General features: G+C 34.9%; 23 protein-coding genes. 1 reads left to right on the forward strand and 22 read right to left on the reverse strand.

Features of this window, described 5'->3' with window-relative positions; all coding sequences use genetic code 11:
- Positions 1–19: 19 nt before the first annotated feature.
- The 20 genes from L1S34_RS05910 to L1S34_RS06005 form a co-directional block, all read right to left on the reverse strand.
- On the reverse strand, positions 20–1,351 hold the full coding sequence (locus L1S34_RS05910; RefSeq protein ID WP_236363235.1) for a serine hydrolase domain-containing protein: 1,332 nt from the start codon (positions 1,349–1,351) through the stop codon (positions 20–22).
- Positions 1,341–1,790 carry a MarR family winged helix-turn-helix transcriptional regulator gene (locus L1S34_RS05915; RefSeq protein ID WP_236363236.1) on the reverse strand — a complete coding sequence of 150 codons (450 nt, stop codon included), beginning with the start codon at positions 1,788–1,790 and terminating at the stop codon, positions 1,341–1,343. The genes L1S34_RS05910 and L1S34_RS05915 overlap by 11 nt, the downstream gene beginning before the upstream one ends.
- Positions 1,791–1,969: 179 nt before the next feature.
- Positions 1,970–2,320 carry a hypothetical protein gene (locus L1S34_RS05920; protein WP_236363237.1) on the reverse strand — a complete coding sequence of 117 codons (351 nt, stop codon included), beginning with the start codon at positions 2,318–2,320 and terminating at the stop codon, positions 1,970–1,972.
- Positions 2,321–2,340: 20 nt separating this feature from the next.
- Positions 2,341–2,964, reverse strand: coding sequence for a CatB-related O-acetyltransferase (locus tag L1S34_RS05925; RefSeq protein WP_236363238.1), 624 nt, complete (start codon positions 2,962–2,964; stop codon positions 2,341–2,343).
- Positions 2,965–3,168: 204 nt separating this feature from the next.
- The gene (locus L1S34_RS05930; protein ID WP_236363239.1) at positions 3,169–3,690 is read right to left on the reverse strand and encodes a GNAT family N-acetyltransferase; all 522 of its coding nucleotides are present in this window, start codon (positions 3,688–3,690) and stop codon (positions 3,169–3,171) included.
- Positions 3,691–3,766: 76 nt separating this feature from the next.
- The gene (locus L1S34_RS05935; RefSeq protein ID WP_236363240.1) at positions 3,767–4,375 is read right to left on the reverse strand and encodes a short chain dehydrogenase; all 609 of its coding nucleotides are present in this window, start codon (positions 4,373–4,375) and stop codon (positions 3,767–3,769) included.
- 76 nt (positions 4,376–4,451) lie between these two features.
- Positions 4,452–5,027 carry a Crp/Fnr family transcriptional regulator gene (locus L1S34_RS05940; RefSeq protein ID WP_236363241.1) on the reverse strand — a complete coding sequence of 192 codons (576 nt, stop codon included), beginning with the start codon at positions 5,025–5,027 and terminating at the stop codon, positions 4,452–4,454.
- Positions 5,028–5,197: 170 nt separating this feature from the next.
- Positions 5,198–5,965, reverse strand: a complete 768-nt coding sequence (locus L1S34_RS05945) for an MBL fold metallo-hydrolase (RefSeq protein ID WP_236363242.1) — start codon at positions 5,963–5,965, stop codon at positions 5,198–5,200.
- Between the two features lie 74 nt (positions 5,966–6,039).
- A complete protein-coding gene (locus L1S34_RS05950; protein WP_236363243.1) occupies positions 6,040–6,612 on the reverse strand; it encodes a Crp/Fnr family transcriptional regulator in 573 nt (190 codons plus the stop codon).
- A gap of 156 nt (positions 6,613–6,768) precedes the next feature.
- The gene (locus L1S34_RS05955) at positions 6,769–7,260 is read right to left on the reverse strand and encodes a hypothetical protein (protein ID WP_236363244.1); all 492 of its coding nucleotides are present in this window, start codon (positions 7,258–7,260) and stop codon (positions 6,769–6,771) included.
- Positions 7,261–7,399: 139 nt separating this feature from the next.
- A complete protein-coding gene (locus L1S34_RS05960; RefSeq protein WP_236363245.1) occupies positions 7,400–7,888 on the reverse strand; it encodes a DUF4199 domain-containing protein in 489 nt (162 codons plus the stop codon).
- Complete coding sequence (locus L1S34_RS05965; RefSeq protein WP_236363246.1) at positions 7,885–8,523, reverse strand: tetratricopeptide repeat protein; 639 nt, start codon at positions 8,521–8,523, stop codon at positions 7,885–7,887. The genes L1S34_RS05960 and L1S34_RS05965 overlap by 4 nt, the downstream gene beginning before the upstream one ends.
- Before the next feature lie 162 nt (positions 8,524–8,685).
- Entirely contained in the window at positions 8,686–9,327 is a 642-nt protein-coding gene (locus L1S34_RS05970; protein ID WP_236363247.1) for a hypothetical protein, read from the reverse strand.
- Between the two features lie 107 nt (positions 9,328–9,434).
- Positions 9,435–10,130 (reverse strand): DUF1003 domain-containing protein, encoded by a 696-nt coding sequence (locus L1S34_RS05975; protein WP_236363248.1) that lies wholly within the window; start codon positions 10,128–10,130, stop codon positions 9,435–9,437.
- Between the two features lie 88 nt (positions 10,131–10,218).
- Positions 10,219–10,347: a DUF4241 domain-containing protein gene (locus L1S34_RS05980; protein WP_370637585.1), complete on the reverse strand. Its 129-nt coding sequence runs from the start codon at positions 10,345–10,347 to the stop codon at positions 10,219–10,221.
- Between the two features lie 406 nt (positions 10,348–10,753).
- Positions 10,754–14,095 carry a preprotein translocase subunit SecA gene (secA, locus tag L1S34_RS05985; protein WP_236363250.1) on the reverse strand — a complete coding sequence of 1,114 codons (3,342 nt, stop codon included), beginning with the start codon at positions 14,093–14,095 and terminating at the stop codon, positions 10,754–10,756.
- A gap of 85 nt (positions 14,096–14,180) precedes the next feature.
- Positions 14,181–14,402 (reverse strand): DUF2795 domain-containing protein, encoded by a 222-nt coding sequence (locus L1S34_RS05990; protein ID WP_007138072.1) that lies wholly within the window; start codon positions 14,400–14,402, stop codon positions 14,181–14,183.
- 172 nt (positions 14,403–14,574) lie between these two features.
- Positions 14,575–15,144 (reverse strand): cob(I)yrinic acid a,c-diamide adenosyltransferase, encoded by a 570-nt coding sequence (locus L1S34_RS05995; protein ID WP_236363251.1) that lies wholly within the window; start codon positions 15,142–15,144, stop codon positions 14,575–14,577.
- 33 nt (positions 15,145–15,177) lie between these two features.
- Positions 15,178–16,035, reverse strand: a complete 858-nt coding sequence (locus tag L1S34_RS06000; protein ID WP_236363252.1) for an ATP-grasp domain-containing protein — start codon at positions 16,033–16,035, stop codon at positions 15,178–15,180.
- Positions 16,036–16,193: 158 nt separating this feature from the next.
- Positions 16,194–16,880 (reverse strand): ABC transporter ATP-binding protein, encoded by a 687-nt coding sequence (locus tag L1S34_RS06005; protein ID WP_166134907.1) that lies wholly within the window; start codon positions 16,878–16,880, stop codon positions 16,194–16,196.
- A 336-nt stretch (positions 16,881–17,216) separates the two neighbouring features.
- On the opposite strand from L1S34_RS06005, the gene L1S34_RS06010 reads away from it, so the two are divergent.
- Complete coding sequence (locus tag L1S34_RS06010; protein ID WP_236363253.1) at positions 17,217–17,888, forward strand: DUF6565 domain-containing protein; 672 nt, start codon at positions 17,217–17,219, stop codon at positions 17,886–17,888.
- A 66-nt stretch (positions 17,889–17,954) separates the two neighbouring features.
- Here the strand turns inward: L1S34_RS06010 and L1S34_RS06015 are convergent, their stop codons facing one another.
- Both L1S34_RS06015 and L1S34_RS06020 read right to left on the reverse strand, forming a co-directional pair.
- Complete coding sequence (locus L1S34_RS06015; RefSeq protein ID WP_236363447.1) at positions 17,955–18,740, reverse strand: O-methyltransferase; 786 nt, start codon at positions 18,738–18,740, stop codon at positions 17,955–17,957.
- 90 nt (positions 18,741–18,830) lie between these two features.
- Entirely contained in the window at positions 18,831–19,229 is a 399-nt protein-coding gene (locus L1S34_RS06020; RefSeq protein ID WP_236363254.1) for an NUDIX hydrolase, read from the reverse strand.
- Positions 19,230–19,295: the final 66 nt, after the last annotated feature.

The raw sequence follows: 19,295 nt of genomic DNA on the forward strand, positions 1-19,295 counted from the left end.
ATGTTGTTGCATATACTAGTTATTGCTGTTTATTTTTCGTGAAGATTTCTTTTACGCCTCCTTTAGCGACCACAATTTTATTGTAACTGCCATTTTTGTCCGCTATAAATTCTACTGTTCTGTTATTGTCATCTGATCTAAAAAATTTTGTTTTTGATTCAGGGATTAGCTCTAGTTCCATACTGTTATAATAGAGTTTGGTACCCACCTTTATGATTTCAATTGTACCAAATTGCCCTGTGTAGTGCTTATAATTAGATAGGTTTGCCTTTATTTTTTTGTGTTTGTATGGCAGTGAAACCTCTTTTTGAAAAACCAGAGCCGAAAGTCCATATGCAATGATATGCGAAAGAGATTCATTGTTAGAAAGCACAGTGACCAAAACGCGATCTTTTGTAAACCGATTGAAGGATGTCATAGCTCCAAAAAAGCCTCCGTCATGCGCAATCAGTTCATGGCCGTGATTGTAAAATGGATTGATTACAAAACCATATCCCCAATTTTGTGCACTATAAGGTGTGAACATAAGTTGTTTCATTTTTTCGGATAAAAGGGTTGTGCCATAGAGCGCTTTGTCCCAAAAAGCCAAATCTTCAACCGTTGCATACACCCCATCATGTCCATAGTTGATGTCCCAATTGATATAAGGGTTACTAACGTAGCGGTCCTTTTCTTTAATGTAGTTTTTAGCTCTTTTAGGAATTAATGCATCATTAGTAATCACACCCGAGTTGTACATGCCAGCTTTTTTAAATATATGTTTTTGAAGATAGGTGCTGTACTTTTCACCAGAAACAGCTTCTATAATTTTAGCTAACAAATAATAGCCAATATTACTGTAGGCCGTGCTTGTGCCGGGTTCAAATTCATATGGCATTTTTTTAATTTCGTTGTAGGCTGAACCAGCAGAAAGGGTACTTGTTGCAATGTTTTTGAAACCCATGGCTAGTCCAGACGAATGGGACAGTAGCATGTGTATAGTAACCTGATCTGCTTTGGGGTAGTCAGGAATATAACGACTTAACGGATCATTCAGAGATAATTTTCCATCCTGTACTAATTGAAGGATGGCCGCCGCAGTAAATTGTTTAGTAACCGATGCCAATTGAAATTTAGTATCAATCGTATTTTTAATTTTTTGTTCATAATCAGCAAATCCATAGGCTTTTTTGAAGAGTACAGTATCGTTTTTTGATACTAAAACAGTACCGCTAAACTGGTTAATGTCAGACTGTGCTTGCATGTATTTTTCAATAGCTGTAGCTGTATTTTCTTGACAAAAAAGAATCGTTGGCAAAATTGTGAATAGGAGCACTGTGATACTTACACTAGTTTGATTTTTATTTTTCATGATCTGTTTTACAATTGGTAAGTACTTTATTTAAGAGTTGGTCCAAAAGAATAATTTCATTTTCAGACAATCCGGCTAGAGCATCTATTCTGTTTTTTTGTATGGTGGGAGTAAGTAACGCGATGGTTTTAATCCCTTTTTGTGTAATTTCAAGATTGAATTTACGTCTGTCAGTCTCATGAATTTTCCGACTGATGTAGTCCTTTTTTACCATCAAATCAATAATTCTTGTTATTGAAGCATTGTCTTTGAAAATCATTTCTGCTACCTCTTTTTGGGAATACTGAGGGTTTTTGTGAAGAATAATTAGAACCAAACATTGGTCAACGGTGATATCGTGTACAATGGAACTTATATTTTTTTGAGCCATTTTTCGGTATTCTTTGATGGTCTGTTCTAAGGTATAAAGCACCGTGCCCGTGGGATTTGTATTTTTCATCTATTTACTATTTGATACAAATATAATTGATGTATCAAATAAAATAATATTTTTTTAAATTTATTTTTTAGAATGTTAAAGGTGTTCCTACCCTTACGTTTTTGGTTTAAAGTGTTTTACTAGTTCAAAAACTGCTAGGCTTTCATTGAGTATTTTGCGGCGATGGAGATTGTAAACGTTTAAACTAGATGATTATAAGCTAAAATTAAAACGAAAAAAAATAAAAGCAGTAAAGCAGCCAAAAGCATCACGAACGTACTAAACCGAATATTGTAAAGCCAATTTTTGGTTTTGAAAAGTAGTAAACTAACAGCTGTAAGTACAACCGAAGCTATGATAAACCAGCAAATTTCGACAGTAGTAATGCCTAATTGAACAGCTGTTTTGTAGAACGGTATTACAAAAATCCCAGCAATAAGTAAAGTAAAATAGGAAATGGAAAGCATTACTTTTTCAGTACGACTTTGCTTTATTTCGTGAGTATTTGATGATGAAAGTAAGCCGATAATTTCGAATAATTCTGAGATCATATTTGAGATTTAAATTTATGTTATTCGATTAATTTTTCCCAATCACAAGCTGTTAGGTGTTCTACATTTCGGGTTATTTTTTCAATAGGCCAATGCCACCATTGAATTTCTAGTAGTTTTGTGATCACCTCATCCGGAAATCGTTTTTTAATTTCTCGAGCGGGGTTTCCTCCTACAATGGTATAGGGCGGAACATCAGTTATCAGGGTAGCATTTGCTGCAATAATAGCGCCATCGCCAATGGTAACGCCGGCCATTATAGTGGCGTTGTAACCAATCCAAACATCGTTGCCAATGTTAATATTGCCTTTGTTCGGATAACTTTTATCTTGCATGGCATGTTCCCAACCGTTACCAAAAATTGCAAACGGATAAGAGCTCAGTGCGTTGGTCAAATGATTGGCGCCATTCATAATAAAAGTGGCACCTGAGGCAATCATGCAAAATTTACCAATAACGAGTTGATCGCCAATAAAATCGAAATGGTATTTTACATTTTTCTCAAAATTAGACACATCTTCAAAGTCATCATAATATGTATAATCGCCCACGATGATGTTCGGATTTGTGATTGTATTTTTTAAAAAACACAGTCGGTCGTAATTGGCTAGAGGAAAAACACTATCCTTGTCAGGTCCTGTCATTTTTCGGATTTTTAAAATTAGCTTTTATTGAATGCTTTGTTTACTTGAACAGCAACACTGATCAAATATACTATTATTTTAAAAATAGAGATCGAGAGAACGTGTTTTGTAAGCTTCTTCTAAATTGTCAAAAAAATAGGGGATCTTTTGGAAGCGGTTTTTAGGAACATGTTAAAAATCAACGCAGTTCAGATTCCCTATTTTTTATTTAGACCTTAAGTCAATTTCAAATAAACTTACCGTTGCGTTTTCATAATGTGCAGGAAGTCCTTCGGTATTCTTAAGCTTTAATAAACCTAAAAACTCAAAGCCACATTTTGTGTAGTAAGTAATCAATCCTGAATTATCGCCAACAGTATCCATTCTTACGAATTGTTTTTGATTATCAATGGCATAAATTTTTGCCCATTCGACAATTTTACCCACTAAATTTTGTCCGCGAAAATCAGGATTGGTTGCAATTCGATGAATGTAAACAGCTGGTTCTTCGTTGCGTTCCTCCCAAATTTGTGGATCATCAAAAGTTGTCGCCCACACACAAGCAATTTTACCATCTACAACTATTTTCCATTGTCTGTTTTCTAAAATTTCAGTTTCAATAAGTCGTCTGTCAAATTCTGGCCAATGATGGGTAAATCTCGTCTTCTGAAAATCAGTCGCGATTTTATACAAACGGAAAATTTCGTCGGTATCGTTACTGTTGCTATTTTGTATTTGAAAGTTCATTTTCTTTTTATTTTAAAATAAACAGCATATAGTCAATTTCTTTTTTGAAAAGACTATATGCTGTAATTTTTGTTAATTATGCATCAACAAGTATCACTTGACCAGTAATAAATCCATCAACCGAGCGCTCAAACGCTTTACCAACCAATGCACTTGGTACGGGTTGAAATCCGGGCATCATATCGCCATAAACTTCCCAAGCCTCCGCTAAAACTGTTGGATTTACTGAATTTACACGAATACCTCTTGGCATTTCGAAGGCTACACATTTTACAAAGGTATCAATGGCACCACTTGTAGTTGCATCTGCAATAGCAAAAGGAATAGGCTTTAAATTTAGTATACCTGTAATAAGCGTAAAGGAACCTTTATCAGCAATGTATTCCTGACCTATTCTAACAATATTGATTTGCCCCATCATTTTACTCATTACTGTAGTCATCCATTGCGCTTCAGTCATTTCCTCGAAGGTTGCATATTCACATACGCCAACTGTATTCACAACTGCATCAAAGTGACCAACCTCCTTGAATAATTTTCTCAAAGATTCTTCACTGGTAATGTCAACTTGGTAGTCGCAACCGTCTTGAGAGCGACCTGCTGTAATCACTTTGTGTTTTCCTAAACCTGTCAGTGCTGCTTTCCCCATTTTCCCATTAGCACCTATTAAAATTACTGTTTTCATCTATTTAATTATTTTTAATTTGAAGTGCAAAATTACACTCCTGCCGTACTAAGCAAGTAGGACATTTGTCTAAAAATTAAATCGATGCTCTTATTCTACTTAAATGTCTTTGAGTAATTCCAAGATAAGAAGCTATATAGTGAAGTGGAATTTGTTGTACAAATTGTGGATGGTTGTGTATCAAATCTACATATCGTTTTTGGGCGTTGGATTTTTGATGATTAAATATCCATTTTTCGAGTTCAACATATTCTTTTTCAGCAATTATTTTTAAAAAATTCAACCATTTATTGTTTGATTCCGCAAGGTTTTCTAATTCTTTTTTTGAAATTGAAATTATTTCAGAATCGGTTAAAGCTTGTAAATTTTCTTCTGATTTATTCTGTGTAATAAATGAAGAATAAGCCACTAATAATGTATTAGGAAAGGTAAAACAATAGGTTATTTCTTCATCATTATTAGAATAATAAAATGATCGAAAAATACCAAAATTCACGAAGGAAAGCGTGGTACAGATTTCATCTTGTTTAATGAAAAAATCTCCTTTTTTTATCGTAGAAATAGTCGCTAAACTTATAAATTCACTTATTTCACTATCTGTGAATAAATTATATTGTTGTAAGTATTCCAACAGTTGATTTTTCTTAAACATAGTACTTGTTTTAAGCTTTAATTCTATAATTCGTATTTATATTTTGCTGCTTTGCAAAGTTAGCAATTACAAGTGTAGAGTTTTAAATCCCTTTCAAATCATTGATGATATAAAAAATATGACATTGATTTACTGGCTGTTTTTCTATAAGATCATTTATACTTAGTTTATTAAAAGACTTTACTTTCTCCATCATTTGGAATAAAAACCTTATCAGAAAGTCCAATTTTTGAAACTTCTACTTTTAATTGTTGTCGTGTCGTCGGGCAATGATTGACGGCTTCTAAATGATTGGCGATAACTTGGTTTGGTGCGTTTTTTACAAACTTCAAAATGTCATCCATTCGCATTAATAAAGGCTGAAAAATATCCAGTTGTGCTGTTCCACAAGCTACAACAGCAACTTCAGGTTTTAGTTCGGTGAGTACTCGGTGTACATCGTCAGTGTAAACGGTATCGGCGCTGAGATAGATTGATTTTTCGTTTGGTAATTTGATATAAAAGCCCATTACATTCCCCATTGGTTTAGCTACAAATCCGTAACCGTGTACCGCTGGAATACCTAAAATTGCTCCGTCTAAAAATGGCGTAGACAGCCAATAATCAACTGTTTGGGAAACGTTTAATCCCCTTTTTATCAATTGTTTTTTATCCTTAATACTACAAATAACAGGAATTTGTTTGGAGCGAAGAAAATTTTCAGCCTCCTTGTCTAAATGGTCTGGGTGCAAATGTGTAAGTAAGCAATGGGTTGTTTTTTCAACAATATCCATTGCATTGCTTGGTAAATCTACAATAGGATTTCGTTGAGGTTTGAAACGGAAAAGTGTAAACGTGGGGCCAGCAGTTCCTTTTTTTCCAAGCATTGGGTCTACTAAAAGTACTTTGTCTCCCGTTTCTATTACCATGGTGGCATTTCGTAAATGATGTATTTTCATTTTTTTGATGTTTTAAATTGAAAATACAAAGTTGCCACGTACCACAACAATTTCCATTGATTGAAATCAAGAAGTTACATTTTCTTTCTGATTCGGCTCAATGTTTCGGGCGTAATTCCCAAATAAGAAGCAATATGATATTGAGGAATTTGTAACAACCAATCTGGTTTATTTTTCATAATATCGAGATACAATTCTTCTGCAGTATTTACAAAATGGTTAAATTCCGCAGTTTCCTTATTAACAACAATTCTTTGGAAAATAGTTTCAATAAATAGTTTGCCACATTGATATTGATTGGTAAAAGCCAAGAATTTTTCTTTCGATAAAACTCTCAAGTCTACATCAGTCAAACATTCCTGATATTTTTTTGTGGGAATAGCATGTGTAAAGGAACTGAAATCAGTAATGAAGGTCGGATTGGTGTAAAAATTAATATTTTTTTCCTTCTCGTTGCTAGCGTAATATTCTCGAATGATGCCTTGATCTAAAAATCGGAGTTCATTTTCGACAGTGTCATTTTGTAAAAGGATTTCCCCTTTTTTATATGATTTGATGACAAAAGTATTTACAAATTCGGCTAAACCTTCTTTGTTAAAAGGAAACTCATTGCTAAAAAATAAAGAGAGCTTATCTGTTGTTGTCATTTGTGTTTTAATCATTTTACAGAATATTCCTTTGGGATTGGTCGGGATTGGAGCTAAAGTAAGTTATTTTGTTGATTTGTTAAAATTTCCAAAGTAGGATACTATTTTTTCCTTTAAGACTAATACCCAAATCCTTTGTGAGGCTGTTAGTGGCAGTTATAATTTTCCGCCAAACTTAAGATATATTTGTTTGAAACTACTTATTTTTAATTTCCCTTTATTTTGAACTTTCAATTCGAATTTTAGTTTCGAATAATTTGAATAGTAAAAACTTGAAATTTGGTCTTCTAATTTTCCATTTTTAAATAACCACAAAGATTCGTAATATCCTGTTTTAGATTTTTCATTTACAAATTTTGAGAAATCATAATAAGAAAACAATCTTTCCTTTTTGAGAAATGGTAATATTAGGTTTTTAAAAATCACTTTATCTTTTTCAATTATTATTTTTTTTAGTTGAAAAATTAAGCTTAAAGCAAATATCTCAAGAATAATTATGAGAAATAGAATAAGCGGTTTGTATGTCCAAAATTCATATTCAAAAACTTTAATACCTGCATTTATAAAAATGATCCAAAATAAGATTCCGACAAGAAAATTTGTAAATAATACAAGCAAAAAGGATGTGATTTTTATATTAGATTTCATTATTTGTCATAATTTCGGTTTCAACGGGCTAATTTCCAACAACGTTTAGCAGCTACACGAAGTTGGCGATTTCGAAGCACAAAGCTTCATTTAACCACTGAACCGCCAATTTCTTGTTTGTGCTGTGCATAGTTCGTTGTTATTCGTTTTTTTTTGTTCGTATAAAAATCATTGCAATTGCTGTCGTCACAATTCCCATTACCAAAGCACCGATTGCACTTTGTTTAGCATAATTCATATAGTTAAAGTTTGCCTCTGCCTCTGCTGTCGATTTGAAGTAACCAATTTCAACTGAACGTTTAATTACATTCGGAAAATACTCTGGTGAAATGATGTAGGTTATTACCCATTGTGTCAATGGACTTAGTATAGCAATAATTAAAGACAACATGATTCCCGATATAAGTCCTTGTCTATAGTTCATTTGTCCATCATAGAAAACTTTCTTTTTTTCTTTTAACCCAAGAATCATAAACAAAATCGCAGGAATTGCAAAAAGGTTAGTAAGATAAAGATGATAGTCGATGTATTTGCCGTGCAGTCCACTTAACTTTTCTAATACCATCCAAAGCAATGTCATTAATGAGAATAAAATTGCCCATTTGATTTCAATTTTTATTTTTTTCATTGTTTATTTTTTTCAAGTTGCTTTGTCAAAGTTTCCTCTGCGTTTTTTTCATTTGTTAGCATCCATATTTTTACATTTGATTGCGGTCTTTTTTCTTCAACATATTTGATGAATTCCATAAATTTATTTACATCACTTGCGTTTGGTTGTAATCTTACATATTCTTTAGAAGTTTCAAGCATTCGATCTGTTTCTTCATAAGTTATTCCTTCAGTTACCAATATATTTCGATACGACTTTCCAATATAGAAGTTAACGGCAAAAAATTGTGGCGAAGTTTTTAGAATTAACGGATAAGCTTTTTCAAAATATTCAACTGCTTTTCGGAAGTTTTTGGTATTCTGGAAAATATTTACTCCGTAATACCACAACGCAGCTACATTATTTGAATCTTGGGCGATTACTTTGTCGAGTTGTTGCTGAGCTTCTTCGTATTTGCCTTGATTTAGCAAACACAAACCAATTTGCGTCTGATAAATTAAATTCTTCTCATCAGATTTTAAACCTTCTCTAAAAACTTCTTCGGCTTCTTTGGTTCTATTTTGACTTAACAAATTATTTCCTTCGTCTAGAAAGTTCCTTTGAGCATTCAAAATAAAAGGGCAAAGTAACGCTAAAAAAATCATCTTCTTCATATGCAGGGTTTTGAATAATTACCACCAACGTTCCGCCGCTTCATGAAGTGGCGAACTTCGTAACGGCATATTTTCCTTTAAAGATAAAAATTCTTGCGAAAGAGAAATGTGAATTTTGCACATTTTTCGCCATTTCTTGAAACGGCTGTTAGCAGAAGTTTTTTAACTTATCCAAGTTCCAAACTTTTTTACAATTATCCATTTTCCGTTTAACTTTTTCAAGTAAATCGCTTTTCCATGTCCACAAAGAGTTCCGCAGTGATATCCTAATTCCACGTAAGCTTTTTGATTGTCGAGCGAAAAAATTGGAATAGTCATTTCATAAAAACGATAGTTTTCGCCTTTTTTTCGTTTTGCATTTTCTTTTTCAAAAGATGTAGAATTTATATTTTTTAAAATTGATTTGTCAATTATGAATTTTGAAGATTTAGAGTTTTGTACAATTAAATTAGACGAATCTTTTGTTGAGAATAATATTTCATCGTTTATTCTGTCATTCAATAGTTCAGTTAAATAAATACGACCTGGTGCTGGAGGTAAAACTAATCCATTGGCCTGTTTTTCTGGAATATCTATTGGTAGTCTTCTTAAATCGTGACAAAGAAAGTTAGTATAGTCATCAGATTTTAAAACTTTCAAACTATCTTGGATTATAATAGTTTCTACAATTGAGTTAATATCTTTTATCTCTTTTAAACTTAATGGCTTTTCAATAAGTTCGACGCTCTTTTGAGAGTTTTCATTTTTCTTATTACAACTTAAAATAAAAAGAGAAAAGAGTAATATAATTATTGATTTGTTCATTTTAAAAGAGGTGTCTGAAAATTTCTGCTAACTAGTGGCTTTGACTGATTAATTTACTCTAAAATCTGTTTTCAACTTAATCAATGCCTTATTTGTTTCACTTTAATTTATGAAGACTTTTTTAATTCTTTCATTAAGTCTTCTAAATAATCGGTTTGTAGTTCTTGAATTTCAAGCAGTTTTTTGTTTTGATGGGCTAATAAATGATCTATTTTTTCGCTTAAAAGTTTGATTTCTAGTTCGGCTTTTAAGTTGATTTTATAATCGTGTTCGCTTCTTTGACGGTCTTTTTGTTCTTGTCGGTTTTGGCTCATCATAATGATTGGAGCTTGAATGGCAGCCAAGCAAGAAAGTATTAAATTGAGTAAGATAAAAGGGAAGGGGTCAAATGGTTTGGTGGTTAAAAACCAAATGTTAATGATCATCCAAATTAATATGAAAGAAAAAAAAGTGATGATAAAAGCCCAACTTCCGCCAAAGGCAGCTACGCCATCAGCTAGTTTTTGACCGAAAGTAAGTTCGGCTTCAATTTCGTCTTGAATGTTTTCAGAAAGAATTGAGTTGTTTTTTATGGCGTTCATTACATCTTGGTCGATAGCCGCAATTTCTCCTTTTTCTTGTTGGATTAACGAGGTCAAATACAATCGTCGGTATCGATTCAATTCTTCAATAGTTATAGCATCGTTCAAACCAAAATTCGGGAAGTCGGTTTGTATTAGGTTGAAAATCCCTTCTCGGATATCGCGTCCGAGTATTTCTTCTCCCTTTTTTATTTCTAAATTGCTAATCTTGCTGGTTTTCATAGTGTTTTGTATTTAGCTTCCCGATTTGATCAGGTTGTGGAAAAGAAATTAGTAGTTGATTTATCAAAACTAATACTGCCCATGTAAATCAATTATTGGTGCTAGGTAAATCTAAGACAAAAAAATCAAGTACTAATGAGGTAATAGCGCCATTTTCGTCAATTCCCCAATAAGCAGGATAATAGTCCTCTCCATAGTCAGATTGAAACATGGCAATGTTTAAGTTGGTTTATGGCAAGGAATAGTTTATCCAATTTCCTACTGCATTAGGATTGTCTTCATTTACGTCATTTTTATTAAGATCAGTCTCAAAATTAGTGAAATTAGTTTCAACAAGATTATTTTTCTTGTTTTCAAACTGTTTTTGATTTTTCAGACAAGTTTACTACCGAAGTTGCTGTGGGTTGTAGCCCTGACAGCAGCGAAAAGCCTATGCCGGTTGCCAACTACTTTTTATGGTGTCTGGCAGAGCGACCGAAGGAAGCTCCTGAAAGCACCTATAAAAAGAGTTGGCAACCCAATAGCTTGCGGCGTATGGCAGGAATAGGTCCTGAAAAAAAATAGCATAAAAAAAACTCCACTACTTGCGCGGTGGAGTTTGATATATTTTGAAATAAATGGAATTAGTTCACTAAAACCCATTGTCCTGAAGCGATTAGGCTTTCGGCTTTTTTGTATTTCATTTCTTGAATTTGTCCGTTAGCCACGTTTTGAATGGTCACGTTATCATTGCGATTGATTTTTGGTTGATCGCGTGTGATGGTCTCTGTTACCTGACGGGTTTGTGTTTGCATTGCCTCTTGATTAGCGGCTTCGCTGCTTACAATTTCGTCTTTTGAAACGGTGTAATCTTCAACAGGCGTTACATCAATAGCTTCTTGAATACGCTGGTTTTCTTGTGCTGGCAAATCACCTTTGAACAAGAACGAGATTACCTCTTTGTTTACATTGTCAATCATGGCTCTAAACAAATTGAAAGCCTCTAACTTGTAAATTAGCAACGGATCTTTTTGTTCATGCACGGCCAATTGTACAGATTGTTTCAATTCGTCCATTTTGCGTAAGTGCTTTTTCCAAGCTTCATCAACAATGGCTAGTGTGATGTTTTTCTCGAAATCAGCTATCAATTGCGAACCTTGAGTTTCGTATGCTTTTTTCAAGTCGGTTACCACATTTAGTGATTTGATACCGTCAGTAAATGGCACTACAATACGCTCGAATTGGTTGTTTTGATCTTCGTAAACGCTCTTGATAATTGGGAAAGCTTCACGTGCGCTACGAGCTGTTTTCTCAGTATAGTACTCTAAAGTTACTTTATATAGTTTATTAGTAATGTCTGTTTCGTTGCTTTTTGCAAAGTCACTTTCGCTAATTGGCGACGTGATAGAGAAGTAACGAATTAATTCAAACTCAAAGTTTTTGAAATCGTTTGTTCCTTTGTTTTGGCTTACAATAACTTCGCAGGTATCGTACAACATGTTGGCAATGTCAAGTTTTAAACGCTCACCAAATAAGGCGTGGCGACGACGCTTGTAAACTACCTCGCGCTGTGCGTTCATAACATCATCGTACTCTAACAAACGTTTACGTACTCCAAAGTTGTTTTCTTCTACTTTTTTCTGAGCACGCTCAATTGATTTGGTCATCATAGAGTGCTGAATTACTTCACCTTCTTGTAATCCCATGCGGTCCATTACTTTGGCTACTCTTTCAGAACCAAATAAACGCATTAAGTTGTCTTCAAGTGAAACGTAAAATTGAGAACTTCCAGGATCACCTTGACGTCCAGCACGACCACGTAATTGACGGTCAACACGACGAGAATCATGACGCTCTGTACCTACAATAGCCAAACCTCCTGCAGCTTTAACTTCTGGAGATAATTTGATATCGGTACCACGACCGGCCATATTGGTTGCAATTGTTACTACTCCTGGTTTACCTGCCTCTTCTACAATTTGCGCTTCTTGCTTGTGCATTTTAGCATTCAATACATTGTGAGTAATGCCACGCATTTTAAGCATTCGGCTTAACAATTCAGAAATTTCAACAGATGTTGTTCCAATAAGAACTGGTCTTCCAGCTTTCGATAATTCGGTTACATCTTCAATAACAGCATTGAATTTTTCACGTGTAGTTTTGTAGATAAAGTCTTCTTTGTCTTTACGTGCAATTCCTCTGTTGGTAGGAATTTCAACTACGTCTAATTTATAGATTTGCCATAACTCACCTGCTTCAGTAACGGCTGTTCCGGTCATTCCACCCAGTTTGTTGTACATTCTGAAGTAGTTTTGCAAAGTAACTGTTGCAAAGGTTTGAGTAGCAGCCTCGATTTTTACATTTTCTTTGGCTTCGATAGCTTGGTGCAATCCGTCAGAGTAACGACGACCGTCCATGATACGACCTGTTTGCTCGTCTACAATCATGATTTTGTTGTCCATGATTACATACTCTACATCTTTTTCGAATAAAGTGTAGGCTTTCAACAGTTGCGTAAGCGTGTGAATACGCTCGCTTTTTACACCAAAATCTTGGAATAATTTTTCTTTTTCTTCTGCTTCTTGATCTTTATCTAATTTTCTACTTTCGATAGCTGCAATTTCAGTTCCAATGTCTGGAAGTACGAAAAAGTCAGAGTCCGTATCACCAGAAAGGTATTTGATACCGTTATCAGATAACTCTACTTGATTGTTTTTTTCTTCGATTACAAAATACAATGCTTCATCAATTTTATGCATTTCTCTTTTGTTGTCTTGCATGTATTGATTTTCAGTTTTTTGAAGCAATTGTTTGATTCCTTCTTCACTCAAAAACTTAATTAAAGCCTTGTTTTTAGGTAATGCTCTGTAAGCTCTCAAAAGTTGGAATCCACCATCTTTGGTATTTCCTTCTTTGATAAGTTTTTTTGCTTCTGCCAAGAAACCGTTAGCCAATTGTCTTTGTAAACTCACCAAATTTTCGATTTTTGGTTTCATTTCAACAAATTCGTGGCGGTCACCTTGTGGTACAGGACCTGAGATAATTAATGGCGTTCTTGCATCATCAATCAAAACCGAATCCACCTCATCGACAATAGCGTAGTTGTGTTTTCTTTGTACCAAATCTTCTGGCGAGTGCGCCATGTTATCTCTTAGGTAATCAAAACCAAATTCGTTGTTAGTACCATAAGTAATATCGGCATCGTAGGCTTTTTTACGACCTTCAGAGCTTGGTTGGTAATTGTCAATACATTCAACTGACATACCGTGGAATTCGAATAAAGGTGCTTTCCAAGTGCTATCACGTTTAGCCAAGTAATCATTCACGGTTACTAAGTGTACGCCATTGCCAGTAAGCGCATTCAAGTAAAGAGGTAAAGTTGCTACTAACGTTTTACCTTCACCCGTTTGCATTTCGGCTACTTTTCCTTGGTGTAAAACCATACCACCAATTAATTGTACATCATAGTGAATCATGTCCCAAGTAATCTCTTTACCAGCTGCGCTCCAAGAGTTGGCCCAAATGGCTTTGTCGCCTTCAAGCGTGATGTAGGTTTTGGTAGCAGAAAGTTCACGATCTTTAGCTGTAGCGGTTACTTCGATATGTGTGTTTTCTTTGAAACGGCTTGCTGTTTCTTTTACCACTGCAAAAGCTTCTGGTAAAATATCCATCAACACTTTTTCAGAGATTTCGTAGGCCTCTTTTTCTAAAGCGTCAATACTTACATAAATATCTTCTCTTTTATCGATGTCTTCGATGAGTTCAACATCGGCTTTTAAAGCAGCGATTTTACTGTCTTTTTCGGCGCGTGCTTGTTTGATTTTTTCTTTGAACTCAGCCGTTTTTGCTCTCAATTCATCATGAGACAATGCTTTAAGGGCAGTTTCGAAGGTTTTTATTTTGGAAAGATACGGTTGTAAGCCTTTGACATCATTTTGAGACTTGTCGCCTACAAAGATCTTGATAATACTGTTGATGAAACTCATGATATGTTTTTATTTCTAAATTGTGTTATTCTATACATTTAAACCAAAAAAAAGCCTCTTTTGAGACTTTTTATTGGTTTACCTTTTAATATTCATCCTCATTCCAAAGATAGTCTTCGTCTGTAGGATAATCTGGCCATATTTCTTCCATTGATTCATATATCTCGCCTTCATCTTCAATAGATTGAAGGTTTTCTACAACCTCTAAAGGAGCTCCTGCTCTAATGGCGTAGTCGATTAATTCGTCTTTGTTCGCAGGCCACGGGGCATCACTTAAATACGATGCTAATTCTAATGTCCAATACATCTGTTGTCGATTTAGTTTTGTGCAAAAATAAATTTTTTACTGAAAAATACAAGTAAAAAACGATTTATTTTTGGTTAAAGTTAAGAACGTTTATTTTTAGTCTTCAGTGACCGGTTTTCAGCGATCAGTATGAAACTGCAAACTGAGACTGTAGTACACTGCTCACTGACTTCTACTTTCTAGGAATCCATTTTACTTCATCCGCTTGTAGGTCATGAGACAACTTTCGTGCCAGCACAAAAAGGTAGTCAGAAAGTCGGTTTAAATACGTGATAGCAATTTCAGGAACGTGTTCATTGTGACTTAAATGCACTGCTAAGCGCTCAGCTCTGCGGCAAACGCAGCGAGCGATATGACAATATGACACGGTAGTATGTCCGCCTGGTAAAACAAAGTGGGTCATTGGCGGAAGTGATTCTTCCATTTGATCGATTTCGTTTTCGAGCAATTCGATATCGGTAGGTACAATTCCTAAATTTTGTAAACGCAATTCGCCATTTTTTTTAACCTCTTTTTCGGGTGGAGTAGCCAAAATTGCTCCTACCGTAAAAAGGCGATCTTGCACCTCAATTAAAATAGCTTTGTAGCTGGTATTTATTTCTTGGTCTCTGATGAGTCCGATGTATGAGTTTAATTCGTCTACCGTTCCGTAGCTTTCAATACGTGCGTGATCTTTAGGAACTCTGGTACCTCCAAATAATGAAGTAGTTCCTTTGTCGCCCGTTTTAGTATATACTTTCATGTAAAATGCTATTGATATGTTGAAAAGACAAATTTAGGCTATTAATTTTACTAATGCAGCAACAAACTGACTCAATGCTGTGGCACTTAAGTTAAAATACAAATCGGGTTCAATGCATTCTACTTCCATCAACTGCAATTGGTCGTTAATGATGATGCCGTCAACGCGGGCGTAAAGCAATGGGTCTGGAAAATTTGCGATGATTTTTTGAGCGCTTTCAATTAAATTTTCTGACGGGTGTACCAAAGTGTATTTGCCACCAAATAGCGTTTGCACTCTAAAATCGCCGTCAACAGGTTTTTTGTTTACGGCATGTGAGAATTGTTTGTTGAAAAAAATAAATGATGTTTCGCCAATGGTTTGAATCTCTGGGCGAAACTCTTGCAACAGCAGCTCTTTTTGGGTTGCAATATTGCTGTATTCTTCGCTGATGTTATTGACATCTGCTGCATCAAATACCGTTGTTAAATACGATCCTGCTGAAAAAGCGGGTTTTATTACGGCTTGTTTCCACGATGCTGGCAGCAGTGCTGACAAATCTATATTAGCAGTGCGATCGATGAATACAGTGGGTAAAATAGTTACTCCTTGTTGCTCCAGATCACGCAGGTAAAACTTATGAATGTTTTGTTTGACCAACTCAATTGAATTTAGGGTTTTAATACCTAATTGTTCGATGTGGTCAAGCCAAGCTCTGAATTCAGATTCTTTTTCGAAATAATCCCAAGTATTGCGGAAGATCAGATAATCAAATGTAGTCCAATCGATCGTTTTATCGCTCCAAATCGTAGGAATTGCTGTAATGCCATGTTGTGCCAAAGCAGGAATTAACGGTTGGTCTTCGGGATTTAAATGGGTTAGTTTTTCGCAAGTTAGTAGTGCGATTTTCATTTTTTAGGATTTTGAATGGTAATGCTAGATTTGTTTAGCAGCAGGATTTTCTAGCCCGGATAGCAGTGGAAATTCTTTTGTAGAACCTTACAGCCCTCAAAAGGCTGTGAGGTTTTAAAAAAGATTGTAGCGCATAGCCGGATTAGCTCCTGAAAAAATTATTTTGAGGTGTCGCTTTCAATTACACCATCCCTAAGTCTGATGACGCGGTTGGCGTAGGCGGCAATTTCTTCTTCGTGTGTTACTAAAATTACGGTGTTGCCTTGGGCGTGAATGTCGCCAAATAGCTTCATAATTTCGACAGATGTTTTACTATCTAAGTTTCCGGTTGGCTCATCGGCAAGGATGATCGAGGGTTTGTTGACCAATGCTCTGGCAATGGCTACACGCTGACGTTGCCCTCCAGAAAGCTGATTGGGTTGGTGATCCATTCTGTTCGATAAATTCACTTGCTCCAACACTTCAGTTGCTCTTTTGTTGCGTTCTGATTTTGAGTAGCCAGCATAAATCATGGGTAAAGCTACATTGTCAAGCGCGGTTGTTCTTGGCAACAAGTTAAATGTTTGGAAAACGAATCCGATTTCTTTATTTCGAATTTCGGCTAATTCGTCATCACGCATTTTACTAACGTCTTTGCCATTTAAGACGTAGCTTCCTGATGTGGGTGTGTCAAGACAGCCCAGTAAGTTCATCAAGGTTGATTTTCCTGATCCAGATGGTCCCATTAGGGCTACATATTCTCCTTTGTTAATTTCTAAATCGATTCCTTTAAGTACGTAAACAATTTCATTGCCTAGTACAAAGTTTCTTTTAATATCACTTATTTTGATTAACGGGTTTGCCATTGTAGTTGATGATTTAAACCTCAGTCGGAACTTCGGCGGTATTTAAGTTTGCTTTTTTTTAAGTACAAAAACTTTTGATTATTGGGTTAGTAGCTCATTTTGTGATTTGTTACAAATTTATGGCGACGTTTTTGGTTAATGTTTGTCATGATGTAATTTTGGTTGATCGTTGCTCCTGATTTTACAGAATTTAATTTACAATTTATACTTTTTTAATGGTATTGAGTACGATTTTGTAGAATTTTGGGTATATTTTTCATAATTATTTGATTTATATTGAATTGGTAGCAATGTGTTATACTTTTGAACCACAATAAAAACATAAAATCACACGATATGAAAAGTTTAAAATTAAGTTTAGGATTAGCAGTAATTGCATTGAGCGTTACAGCTTGTAAAAATGAAAAGCAAGCGGCTGCAGAAAAAAAAGTAGAAAGCTATGTCATGTATGTTGATTCGCTTGAAAATGTAGCAGGCAGCGAGGTAGAAAAAAACTGGGAAGCTATTGAAACAGCCTACGAAACTAGAAGCGCTAGCATTGAAGAATCTATGGAAGATTTAGGTGAAAATGGAGAGGCTAAAGCGCGAATTGAAGCAAGTAGAGCAAAATACGAAACTATAAAAACAAAAATTGCTGCTCAAAAAGCTGCAGCTCTAGTTGCCATGTCTGCAAGTCCGCAACAAAAAATTAGAAATACACTTTTTGGTGAAGGAAGAGTAGGAGAGGATATGAACTTTAGTTGGGTAAATAAAACAAACATCCTAGCTGTTTACCAACAATTTGTTGACGCAGTTCAAAAAAATAAAGATGGATATTCTCGTGAAGATTGGGACGAAATTAAACTAATGTACGAGGCATTAGACAGTCGTAAAAACACTGTTGAAAACGAAGGATTGTCAAGTGATGATAACCGTAAAATAGCAGGTTTAAAATTGAAGTTTGCACCTATGTATACCTTGAACAGAATGGGAGCCAAATCTGGTGAAATGCAAAAAGCAAAACAATAAACAACAAAAACGTTTTGGTTACTAATGCAAGGTGAAGATGGCAGTCCGCAAGGGCTGTCATTTTTTTTATACCCGAATTATAAAATGTTCTTTTGGTTGCTCTCTTCTAAAAAAAACAAATCCCCATTGATAAGTATCGATAGTTACAGATACTCTTGGATGTTGTTGGATTAGCTCCCAAGCTTGCTCCATCCCTTTAGACCAATGGATGTCATCAAAAATCCAAACACTGTCATTGTGTGCTGTAGGTAATAAAAGTTCAAAATATTCTAAGGTCGCTTTTTTAGAATGATTGCCATCAAAATAAATTAAATCGAAGTTTTGTGGTTGTGATTGTTTAAAATAACTGCTGAATTCTGTTGTAACAACTTCAATGTTCTTGAAGTTAAATTCTTGTAATTGTGAACGAGCATAATTAGCTGTTTCTGGACAACCTTCGAGTGAAATTATTTTTGTGATTTCATTGTTTTTATTAGCACCAATATGCATTGCTGAGGTAGCAATTCCGAGAGAAGTTCCCAGTTCTAAAATTGTTTTTGGATTGAAATACTCTACTATTCGAACTTGTAATTTACCTCTTTTTTGACTGATTCCTGCTGTTTTGGCAATCTTGCTAATTACTCGATTGTTGGAAGTAAATACGCGAGATCCAGCACCAAAATCGGTGATGTGTAAAGTGTTTTTATTGTTCAATTGTTGCTGGCGGTACTTTTTAAAAACATCATAGGCAGCACGATTTTTAGTATCGTAAAAACATTTGGTAAGCAAATTAAAAACAAATGGCGAGTGCACGGCATGTTCGTTCTTAGAGTGCCATAAAAAGTGCAAGTAAGCTTGTATTTGAAAAAGCATAATAGTTGTAAACAAAATTGAAATAAAATCAATGCGAAGATACATTGCGAATTTTAGTTGACTCGCATTTTGAATTAATTTTTGACAATTTTAGTCGATTTCGTTTCTGGCTTTTAATTCTTCAAAAATGATTTGATCAACAGCAGAAATATGTTCTCGATCAGAATACTGCAACCATTTAACCTCTTCAATCTCAGAGCTTGCTTGCAGATTTCCTGAGTAATCCGCCTTGTAGCAGATCATTTGTACCAATATGTTTGAAGCATGACCATGTGCTTGTGCTTTAAAAGTGCCAAAATAATTAATGCTTTGTTGGTTGATTACCACATTTAACTCTTCTTTGATTTCCCGAACCAAGGTTTGCTGATCCGTTTCGTTTCCTTCTCGTTTTCCTCCCGGCAGATAATATTTGTCTTTACCAAAGCTTTTGGTTGAAAGGATGCGACGATTTTCAATGAATATCCATGCTATTTTGTCAATAATGGTCATTTGCTTTACTTTTTTTATTCAGTTGTACTAGTTATCTAATTTCAAAAAAACCACAACAAAATCAAA

The organism is Flavobacterium sp. K77 (assembly GCF_021608205.1).
Lineage (GTDB): Bacteria > Bacteroidota > Bacteroidia > Flavobacteriales > Flavobacteriaceae > Flavobacterium > Flavobacterium turcicum.

Excerpts from the sequence above, each read along its gene's own strand:
- L1S34_RS05910 (WP_236363235.1), bottom strand. The coding sequence starts at position 1,351 with ATGAAAAATAAAAATCAAACTAGTGTAAGTATCACAGTGCTCCTATTC.
- L1S34_RS05915 (WP_236363236.1), bottom strand. The coding sequence starts at position 1,790 with ATGAAAAATACAAATCCCACGGGCACGGTGCTTTATACCTTAGAACAG.
- L1S34_RS05920 (WP_236363237.1), bottom strand. The coding sequence starts at position 2,320 with ATGATCTCAGAATTATTCGAAATTATCGGCTTACTTTCATCATCAAAT.
- L1S34_RS05925 (WP_236363238.1), bottom strand. The coding sequence starts at position 2,964 with ATGACAGGACCTGACAAGGATAGTGTTTTTCCTCTAGCCAATTACGAC.
- L1S34_RS05930 (WP_236363239.1), bottom strand. The coding sequence starts at position 3,690 with ATGAACTTTCAAATACAAAATAGCAACAGTAACGATACCGACGAAATT.
- L1S34_RS05935 (WP_236363240.1), bottom strand. The coding sequence starts at position 4,375 with ATGAAAACAGTAATTTTAATAGGTGCTAATGGGAAAATGGGGAAAGCA.
- L1S34_RS05940 (WP_236363241.1), bottom strand. The coding sequence starts at position 5,027 with ATGTTTAAGAAAAATCAACTGTTGGAATACTTACAACAATATAATTTA.
- L1S34_RS05945 (WP_236363242.1), bottom strand. The coding sequence starts at position 5,965 with ATGAAAATACATCATTTACGAAATGCCACCATGGTAATAGAAACGGGA.
- L1S34_RS05950 (WP_236363243.1), bottom strand. The coding sequence starts at position 6,612 with ATGACAACAACAGATAAGCTCTCTTTATTTTTTAGCAATGAGTTTCCT.
- L1S34_RS05955 (WP_236363244.1), bottom strand. The coding sequence starts at position 7,260 with ATGAAATCTAATATAAAAATCACATCCTTTTTGCTTGTATTATTTACA.
- L1S34_RS05960 (WP_236363245.1), bottom strand. The coding sequence starts at position 7,888 with ATGAAAAAAATAAAAATTGAAATCAAATGGGCAATTTTATTCTCATTA.
- L1S34_RS05965 (WP_236363246.1), bottom strand. The coding sequence starts at position 8,523 with ATGAAGAAGATGATTTTTTTAGCGTTACTTTGCCCTTTTATTTTGAAT.
- L1S34_RS05970 (WP_236363247.1), bottom strand. The coding sequence starts at position 9,327 with ATGAACAAATCAATAATTATATTACTCTTTTCTCTTTTTATTTTAAGT.
- L1S34_RS05975 (WP_236363248.1), bottom strand. The coding sequence starts at position 10,130 with ATGAAAACCAGCAAGATTAGCAATTTAGAAATAAAAAAGGGAGAAGAA.
- secA (WP_236363250.1), bottom strand. The coding sequence starts at position 14,095 with ATGAGTTTCATCAACAGTATTATCAAGATCTTTGTAGGCGACAAGTCT.
- L1S34_RS05990 (WP_007138072.1), bottom strand. The coding sequence starts at position 14,402 with ATGTATTGGACATTAGAATTAGCATCGTATTTAAGTGATGCCCCGTGG.
- L1S34_RS05995 (WP_236363251.1), bottom strand. The coding sequence starts at position 15,144 with ATGAAAGTATATACTAAAACGGGCGACAAAGGAACTACTTCATTATTT.
- L1S34_RS06000 (WP_236363252.1), bottom strand. The coding sequence starts at position 16,035 with ATGAAAATCGCACTACTAACTTGCGAAAAACTAACCCATTTAAATCCC.
- L1S34_RS06005 (WP_166134907.1), bottom strand. The coding sequence starts at position 16,880 with ATGGCAAACCCGTTAATCAAAATAAGTGATATTAAAAGAAACTTTGTA.
- L1S34_RS06010 (WP_236363253.1), top strand. The coding sequence starts at position 17,217 with ATGAAAAGTTTAAAATTAAGTTTAGGATTAGCAGTAATTGCATTGAGC.
- L1S34_RS06015 (WP_236363447.1), bottom strand. The coding sequence starts at position 18,740 with ATGCTTTTTCAAATACAAGCTTACTTGCACTTTTTATGGCACTCTAAG.
- L1S34_RS06020 (WP_236363254.1), bottom strand. The coding sequence starts at position 19,229 with ATGACCATTATTGACAAAATAGCATGGATATTCATTGAAAATCGTCGC.